The organism is Pseudarthrobacter sp. B4EP4b, from assembly GCF_006680095.1.
GTDB lineage: Bacteria > Actinomycetota > Actinomycetes > Actinomycetales > Micrococcaceae > Arthrobacter.
On sequence record NZ_VHIJ01000093.1, the window covers coordinates 1 to 2289 of the forward strand.

Genomic DNA, 2289 nt, shown 5'->3' on the forward strand with positions numbered 1-2289 from the left:
CTGACACGGCCGTCTCCTTTCGGATCAGGCCGGACCCTCACACACCGTTATTCAGACAGTCCCTATTGCGCGGTGTGTTATTTCTTTCCGGGGAGGAACATTGCCTTTTCCAGCGGTGTCACGGTGAGTGATTTGAGCTGGGCGGTACCGCCTTCGGCGAAGACGGCCATCTTGTCGGCTCCCTGGTTGGGGAATACCTGATCGGTAATTGTTTTCATGCCGTTCTGGGCGAACACCTCCACGGAGGAGTGATCGAGGTAGATCCGCATGGTGACGTTGCCTTTTTTGTCCAGCGTGACGGCGGCGTCCTCGACGGATGCGAAGGCCGGGTGGAAAGCGGTGTTGCCGGATTTCATGCGGTCAACGAACATCTGGCCGGTCGTGGCATCGTAGCCGATGACGGTGGCCGACTGTCCGTCGCCGAGGACGGTGATGCCGGATTTTGTTGCGGTACCGGGGGCGAAGGTGATGTCCACCTGCTGCACCTGGCCCGCCGACTGTGCAGGCAGCGGGTGAGTGCCTGCTGAAATCGGGCCGCCCAACTTGTCGTTGTAGCTGGCTTTCCCTGCCAGTTTTTCCACTTGCTTCGCGGCGCTTTGGGTGAGGCGGGGTCCGTCAGGGGTTTGGGTGAGTTTCACTTCGCGGGGAAGGGCCATGGCGCTGCGCCAGGGGCTGGTTGGGATGTTGTTGGCGTAGTCCCAGTTGTTCATCCAGCCCAGCATGATCCGCTTGTCCTCGGGCATGTTGCCGAAGGATACGGCGGCGTAGTAGTCCCGTCCGTAATCCAGCCAGTCATAGGACTCCAGCCGGGACGTCGCTGGGGCCGGGCTTGCTGTGAATTCATCCGCGAGTATGTGCCCCCAGCCGAACCTGTTGTTGTCGACGACCTTGATTTGTGCCTGTTGGCCAACGAATTCCTTGACGTTCCAGGATGCCCAGTCCAGGGTTTCGCTGTCGTTGCCGGTGGCCGTACGGACCACCTTGCCGTTGACTACCAGGTTCACCGTTTCTTCATCGGACCTGAGGACAGCGGCGGTGTCGGTGAGCATGACGTGGTCAAGGGTCAGGTGTCCCCACCCGCCGGTAGCTTGGTCAACGATACGCAGCTGGGCGTTTTGGCCGGCGAATTCGGAGACGTCCCAGCCTTTCCAGTTCAGCAGCCCGCCGTTATCACCGGCGAGGGAGCGGACCACGTTGCCATTGATGAGCAGCTGGACGGCGAGGGCCTGTCCGGAGTCAGCGGAGCGGTTGCCGCCGCCGACCAACATGCTCATGAAATTCTTCGTAATGGGGAACTGGGGTGATGTCAGGGTGCCTTGGCGGTCATCACCGGGTACGGTGCCGGTTTCGAATGTGTTGATCCGTTTGGCGCCAATGTAGTAGTCCCCACCGCTGGTGGCTGGCTGGAAATTGGGCGTCAGGTCTCCTGTGCCCGTCCAGCCGGCATTGGCCAGCGTCGTCCCCTCGGGAACCTCGAAGCCGTCAAACTTGAGCTCGCCCTCGGGCGGGATATTGTCCAGCTTGTCCGACACATGGGGGTGCTTGCCTCCGCCCACGAGGAAGTTCAAGTAGTCGTCGGTCACGGTGAATGTGGGTGACTGCATGGAACCGAGGGGCCAGTCGCCATCGTTGAAGGAGTTGATCAGCCCGCTGCCGCCGAATCCGGTCACGGGGCTTTGACCGGGCAGGGAACCGGTCGCTGCAGCGTCACCGAAGGGGCCATTTTTCCAGTTGCCCGGTTCGTTGTTCACCGTCCAGCCGTTGTAGGTTCCGTCGTTGAATCCGGCCAGGACTGTTCCGGCCGGTGCGGCAGTGGCTGGTTTGGTGGTTTCGGAGGTGAACGTGCTGCCGTCGAAGTTGCCCACGAAGTACTGGCCGGCAGAACCTCCAGCAACGCCGCCGGGGTTGATGTTGACGATCATGACCCATTTGATGTTGTTCGGGTCGCCGTCAACAGCTAAGGGGAACAGGTCGGGGCATTCCCACTGCCCGCCGGTGGCGTTGGCTGGCCTGAAGTCGCTCAGGGCGGTCCAGTCCTTGAGGTTGTCGGACTTGTAGAGGACAACCTTGTGCTCCTGCGATTCCACCGCGGTCATGACCCAGTAGCCTCCGCCGGCCGGGTTCTCGTACCAGAAAACCTTCGGGTCGCGGAAGTTGGCTGAGTTCCGATTCAGTACGGGATTGCCGTCGTACTTGGTCCAGGTCTGTCCGTCGTCCAAACTGTAAGCCAGGGACTGGGCCTGCAGGCCGCGGTGTGGGGACGGTTCCTTGTAGGCACTGGTGTAGATC

1 protein-coding gene is annotated in these 2289 nt (G+C 61.2%); it reads right to left on the reverse strand.

Annotated elements, in window-relative coordinates; all coding sequences use genetic code 11:
• Positions 1 to 77 precede the first annotated feature (77 nt).
• The coding region (locus FNL14_RS22990; RefSeq protein ID WP_142065137.1) for a GH32 C-terminal domain-containing protein at positions 78 to 2289 on the reverse strand (2212 nt) is incomplete at its 5' end.